Consider the following 6,132-nt stretch of genomic DNA (forward strand, 5'->3'; position numbering starts at 1 on the left):
AGTTGAAGTATCTCCCATAAAATAGGAGACCCTTCGCTTCACTCAGGGTGACGCGGAAAACAAGATGTTATCCTCACTCAGACAACCCGACAACCAAATTAACCAATCACTTATCACTCATCACTCATCACTCTCCACTTATCACTCATCACTTTTCCTTAACCCCAAAGAACAATTGAAACTTCAAACCTATCTATACTTCTACTTCAATTGAATAAAACCTTCCCCTTCGCTGCATTCTTGATCATGGATTCGTTCATCAGCATGGGGCGGTATTGGCCTTTAGCGTACATTTCTGCCTGATCGGCATACCAAGGGCTAAAGAGGTTACCGCTCTGCCCGGTTGGCAGCACGGATTCGGCAGCTTCCACATTGGCAAAATCGATGATAATCCGCATGGCAGGACCTGAATTTACCCTATGAATCCCGTCAGGGTTAAGGGTAAATGGCAATTTATTGACAGATTCCTCATTGGCAGTAACGGCTGGGGCTTTGACATTGAAAAGCCTGTCCAAGGGTTTTTTGGCCCCCAAGGGGTGCGGATGCTCCAGAATGACAGTCTTTTGCCATTCCCATTTTTGGCTATCCCGGCCCCATTGTTCCTGCAATTCCTCGAGTGATTTTTTCAAAGCCTCTTCTACAATCTCCTTTTTTGTTTCCTTTTCGGGTGTATTCACATTGTTCCACCAAGGAGAATCGGCGGTCCGGATCAGTTGGGGAACACTGCGGATATAGAGGAAGGTTTTGATAAAATTCTGGAAATCCTCTTCACCCAACTCATCGGCCATCATACCATGCAGGGTATGATAAAGCCATTTGTAATATAGGGTAGGAGCAATGGCATCCAGATCGTGACTCCCGTTCCAGTTTTCCAATGCCGCTCTTACGGCTTCGAAATTCCTGAAAATCCCAGGGTCTACCACGGCCATCATGCTGCGGGCATTGATGGGGTGATTTTCATTGATCGCTTCGAGCTGCAGGTCCTTGATACTTTCCTGGGTCCAGTCATTTCTTGCAGTGACTGTTTTGGCAATCCTATCCCATCGGTCACCCGGGTAGTAGTAACCGGGGAAGAAGGTGCCATTGCTTAAGGTATCAGGCTGGTTGTTGGCAGAGGCGACAAAGCCCGAAGGCGGATTGATGCTCATGGGGTTTTCTTCGAAAGGCATCCAACCGGTAGGTTCATCAGCAGGATTGCTTCCATCCAGGAAAATTTTACTGTTCACATGATCTGGCCTGATGGGGAGTTTGGCAGTGGCCCACCATGCGATATTGCCGGCTTTATCTCCGTACATGACATTCAATCCAGGCGCATGGATCAGGCGTACCGCATCTTCCACTTCCTGAATACTCTCTGCCCGCGCCATTTTCCAAGTGGCCTCCAAAGCCTTGGAAGGTTCAAGCACATATACCCACCATGAGGCCACAGGATTGGAAGTAAGCTTTCCAATTTCCGGAATTACTTCATTCATGATGGGCCCGTGGATGGATTCCACAATTTCAAATTCCACAGGGTCTTGGCCTTTGACGGGTATAGATTCTACCCTTTTGGCCAAAGGCCGGAATGCATCCCCATACACCGTTTCATCGGCATTATTAGGGTTGAGTTGTTCTTCAAAAAAGTCCTGATCGTCATTTTCAAACATGGTCAGGCCAATGCTGTGGTGGCGGGTATGGCCTACCAAGCCGAATGGCATGCCGGCAAGGTGGTTTCCATAATAACTGAACCCAGGGAATTCTATATGGGCTTCATACCATACAGAAGGCTGAGCAAAACCTATGTGTGTATCATTGAGGAAAAGCACTTCTCCGGATGCGGTTCTGGAGGGAGCGATCACCCAAGAATTACTGCCTTCCAAGAGGGGAACAGGCAATTTTTCCAATAAAGCCTGTAGGCTGTTCTCCAGGATCAGTTCTTGGGTTTCGGAATCCCTTTCCAAGTAATGATTGGGGATGCGATGGTGCTCAGGAAGGGTGTGAACAGAAAGTATTTCCATATGCTCAGGACTGAGCGTTCTGGCCATTTTGGTGATCAGCGGATCTGTTTTCATGGCCATGGCAAAGGTAAAGGACATGTAGCCCACGATACCGTGAACATCTTCTATGGTAAACTCTCTTGGTTTGTGCCCCAATAGGGTGTATTCAAGTGGGAGTTTCCCGCTTTGGATAAAATGGTTGACGCCATGGATATAGGCTTCGGTAGCTGCTTTCCAGGGAGTGGGGCCTTCTGCCAACCATTCCTCGGTGCTCCATGCGGCATGTTTGGGAATGCCAAGGGTACGGAAAAATTTGTCCACGTCCAATAAATCTTCTCCCAGCATTTCTGCCAAGGTACCGGAACCAACCCGGCGCATCATTTCCATTTGGAAGAGGCGGTCTTGGGCGTGGATATAGCCTAGTGCCATGTAGGCATCTGATTCATTAGAGGCGTATATATGCGGTACTCCGAAATTATCGAAATAGACTTCTGCTTCAGCCCCAAGGCCGGGAATTTCTACAGTTCCACTGTAGGAGGGGGCATGGTTGTATTTGATGATTTGGTAGCCTGCTATAACGACGAAAAATAACAGGATCAAAATAAGAAGTACTTTTTTCATGGGTTGGTTTTCGGGTTTTTAATATGCAGGTAGAAAAATACGGGATTGCGGGGAGAGTAGCAAGTAGCGGGCGAGGAGAAACGAGAAGGGAGAGGGTTAGACACAAGACACAAGAAGCAAGACAATAGACTTAACTTACTTGATTCGTAGAGTTCGACTCCTTTGGAGTCGGAATTCCCAAATACCAAAATTGTCTCCCATCACCGGGTTGTACCCGGGGCAAACACCCTTTTAGGGATTAAAACCCTATTGGGGTTGTTTTCCCATCAATTAAAGCAATTACCTTAATGAATCCTTAAATACCTTAACTTAATGGTTCAAAGTTCAAAGCTCAATTACCTTACATGATTCGTAAAACCCTGAACGTGTAACACTTAACACTCATCACTTCTCACCAACCACTAATCAACCAATTAACGAATCTCTAAACCTCCTCAATCGCTTCCAAAATCAACCCACAAGCCATTTCGATTTCTTCCTCGGCAATGATCAAAGGAGGGGCAATACGCATTGCATCATCGCAGAACAGAAACCAATCGGTGATCACACCTTTTTCAATGGCCCGGTCAATTATGGGCTTCAAAACTTCAAAAGATTCAAATTCCACTGCCATCATCAGCCCCTTGTTACGAATGCCTTTGATCATGGGATGGACGAGCAGTTTTTTGAATAAGGCAGCTTTGCCTTCCACTTTTTCCAATAGTTTTTCTTCCTGAATCACCTGAATGGTAGCCAAAGAAGCTGCAGCTGATACCGGATGTCCGCCAAAAGTAGTGATATGACCCAAAAGGGGATTGTTTTTGAAAACAGCCATCAGCTCCTTATTGGCAATAAAAGCTCCAATAGGCATTCCTCCTCCCATTCCTTTGGCACAGACCAAAATGTCCGGCACAATATCGAAATGCTCAAAAGCCCAGAATTTACCAGTCCTGCCAAATCCGGCCTGTATTTCGTCCAGGATCAATAACGTTCCGGTTTCATCACAACGCTTTCTTAAGGCCTGAAAATATTCCCTACAGGCCACCATTATTCCAGCTTCTCCCTGTATGGTTTCTATAATCACTGCAGCAGTGTTGTCCGTGATTTGCTCCAAATGATGGTAAGCACCATAGACGATATTCCTCATTCCTGGCAATAAGGGGCGATAGGCTCTTTTGAAAATCTCATTGCCTCCGACAGAAAGCGCCCCCTGTGATGAACCATGGTAAGCATTGACACAGGAAATGATTTCCCTGCGGTTGCTGTAGCGCTTAGCCAATTTCAGCGCCCCTTCTACAGCCTCTGAACCTGAATTGACCAAATAAACATTGTCAAGCGTTGCCGGCAAAGTTTCAATAAGTGCCTTTGCCAATTTGGTTTGAGGACTTTGTACATATTCCCCATATACCATCAGGTGCAGGTATTTGTCCAGCTGTTCCTGTATGGCGGCCAAAACTTTTGGGTGGCGGTGTCCCACATTGCTGACCCCAATACCGGATATCAAGTCAATGTATCTTTTTCCATCTGGACTATACATAAAAACCCCTTCCGCCCTCTCAATCTCTATCATGAGTGGAAAGTCTGTGGTCTGTGCTAGATGGGAAAGGAAAAGTTGGCGGTTATTCATTTTGTAGACTGTTAGAAGCGAGAGGCGAGAGGTTAGAAGTTAGAGACAAGAGACAAGAGACAAGAGACAAGAATCAAGACTTTGTACCAAGTACCAAGTACAATGTACCAAGTGGAGGTCTGTTCAATCCGTCACGGCGGACAAGTAGTTCAATGAAAGTGAACTCTTAAGTGTTAACCGTTAACGCTGAACCTAAAGCATTCTTGACCTTTTGACGTATCTACATTTTCCTGAAGCGAAAGAAAATACCTAAGGGCAGTTTTTTCTTGTGCCGGTCTATCAAATACAACTCCCCATGTTCGGCGTTGTTTACTTCCTTGAAATTTGAATTGATCAGATTGGCGGCTATAATCGAGCTAAAGCTCATGGAATACATATTCAGGATTAAGAAGTGATGTGTTGGATCCAATAACTGTGCACAAAGCTTGAGCATTTCATTGATCTGTTCTTCCAAAATCCATTTTTCCCCATCCGGACCTCTTCCATAGGCAGGAGGATCCAATATAATGCCATGGTATGTATTTCCTCTTCGAACTTCTCTACGGATAAATTTCATAGCATCGTCCACAATCCAACGGATACCATCTAATCCAGAGGATTCCATATTGTGCTTGGACCAGGTAACCACCTGTTTGACCGAATCAAGATGCGTCACCTCTGCGCCATGGGCTCTGGCGGCTACAGAAGCCGCTCCGGTATAGGCAAAAAGATTCAGCACCTTTGGGTTCTTGACCGGAAATTGCCCGAGAGTATCTGAGATATAATCCCAGTTTACAGCCTGTTCGGGAAACAGGCCAATGTGTTTGAAAGAAGTCATAGCCAGGTTCAATCGCAATTTTAGTCCAAAGGGATTCTGATAATTTACCTGCCAATTGTGGGGGATTTTTTTCAATTCCTTCCATTGGCCCTTTTCAGGATTGTTTTTTTCCTTGGCAAAATGTGCATGGGCCAATTTTTTCCATTCCTCATCACTTAAACTTTTATCCCAAATGGCCTGTGGCTCGGGCCTACTGAGTATAAATTCGCCAAATCTTTCCAATTTTTCAAAAGACCCGGTGTCAATCAGTTCATAATCTTCCCAGTGCTTGGGACAAAGAGATAGGATGGTTTCTTTCATCCCACAAAATTAATGGAATAATTGGACTGGTTTAAGATTTTACATTTGCGATTTGATTTCTTAATTTTAAGCAAACAAAATTAAAAGGTTATGAAAGGGATGAGCGCTGGTGGATTTTTGTCAATAATTTTAGTTTGCCTTTTGACTTTTCCCTCATGGGGACAATCGGTAACGACTATGAACCGTAACAATGATGTAGATTATAACAGGGCTTTTCGCTTCAATGTCAAAAGCGATGGTGTGAAGGGAACACCTTTTCTATACGAAGAACCCATAAGGGCCAATATCTCTTTAGCAGGAGGAAAGGTCTACGAGGATATTCCTTTTAATATATTTCCCGAAAAAGAAGAAATCTATATTCAGACTGGAGGAGAGGATAGTGATCCCTTATTGCTGAAAAATTGGGAGTGGTTGCAGACATTGGAAGAAAATTCAAAGCTCTTCCGCTTGGAATATGTGGACGGGAAGCAGCGGATTGTGGAGATTCTTTATGAAAAAGACAGGGAGAAATTTGTTGCACTGCATACAAAGTACTTGGTTAAACCCTCGAACCTAAAAGATGGTTATACAGGACCACAATATGACACCTACAAGCCTGATGTCAAATTTTATAAACTCAACGGGTTGAAAACCACTGAGGTCAAAACCAATAATTCGGGTCTCAAAGAACTTGCAGGAGGAAAATACGGAGACCTGCGCGCATTGATTAAATCAGAGAAGCTTAAGCCCGAGCAAAGCCAAGATATGAAACGTATTTTGGAATTTTTGATGGATTAGCCCATCCAAGGTTTGACCATTTCCATGCTGGCCTC

Annotated in this window: 4 protein-coding genes; 1 reads left to right on the forward strand and 3 read right to left on the reverse strand. The window is 44.7% G+C overall.

The features are described from left to right. Positions 1–206: 206 nt before the first annotated feature. The 3 genes from QZT73_RS03230 to QZT73_RS03240 form a co-directional block, all read right to left on the reverse strand. Complete coding sequence (locus QZT73_RS03230) at positions 207–2,597, reverse strand: penicillin acylase family protein (protein WP_291786596.1); 2,391 nt, start codon at positions 2,595–2,597, stop codon at positions 207–209. Between the two features lie 424 nt (positions 2,598–3,021). Continuing rightward, positions 3,022–4,203, reverse strand: a complete 1,182-nt coding sequence (locus QZT73_RS03235; protein WP_291786598.1) for an aspartate aminotransferase family protein — start codon at positions 4,201–4,203, stop codon at positions 3,022–3,024. A gap of 220 nt (positions 4,204–4,423) precedes the next feature. Continuing rightward, positions 4,424–5,320: a class I SAM-dependent methyltransferase gene (locus tag QZT73_RS03240; RefSeq protein WP_291786599.1), complete on the reverse strand. Its 897-nt coding sequence runs from the start codon at positions 5,318–5,320 to the stop codon at positions 4,424–4,426. A gap of 177 nt (positions 5,321–5,497) precedes the next feature. Here QZT73_RS03240 and QZT73_RS03245 point away from each other — a divergent pair, with 177 nt between their 5' ends. Further along, on the forward strand, positions 5,498–6,097 hold the full coding sequence (locus QZT73_RS03245; RefSeq protein WP_291786602.1) for a hypothetical protein: 600 nt from the start codon (positions 5,498–5,500) through the stop codon (positions 6,095–6,097). Positions 6,098–6,132 lie beyond the last annotated feature (35 nt).

It is taken from the genome of Cecembia sp. (genome assembly GCF_007126775.1).
GTDB lineage: Bacteria > Bacteroidota > Bacteroidia > Cytophagales > Cyclobacteriaceae > Cecembia.

Bases quoted from the DNA above. Each gene is read 5' to 3' on its own strand.
- QZT73_RS03240 (WP_291786599.1), bottom strand. From the start codon at position 5,320: ATGAAAGAAACCATCCTATCTCTTTGTCCCAAGCACTGGGAAGATTAT.
- QZT73_RS03235 (WP_291786598.1), bottom strand. From the start codon at position 4,203: ATGAATAACCGCCAACTTTTCCTTTCCCATCTAGCACAGACCACAGAC.
- QZT73_RS03230 (WP_291786596.1), bottom strand. From the start codon at position 2,597: ATGAAAAAAGTACTTCTTATTTTGATCCTGTTATTTTTCGTCGTTATA.
- QZT73_RS03245 (WP_291786602.1), top strand. From the start codon at position 5,498: ATGAACCGTAACAATGATGTAGATTATAACAGGGCTTTTCGCTTCAAT.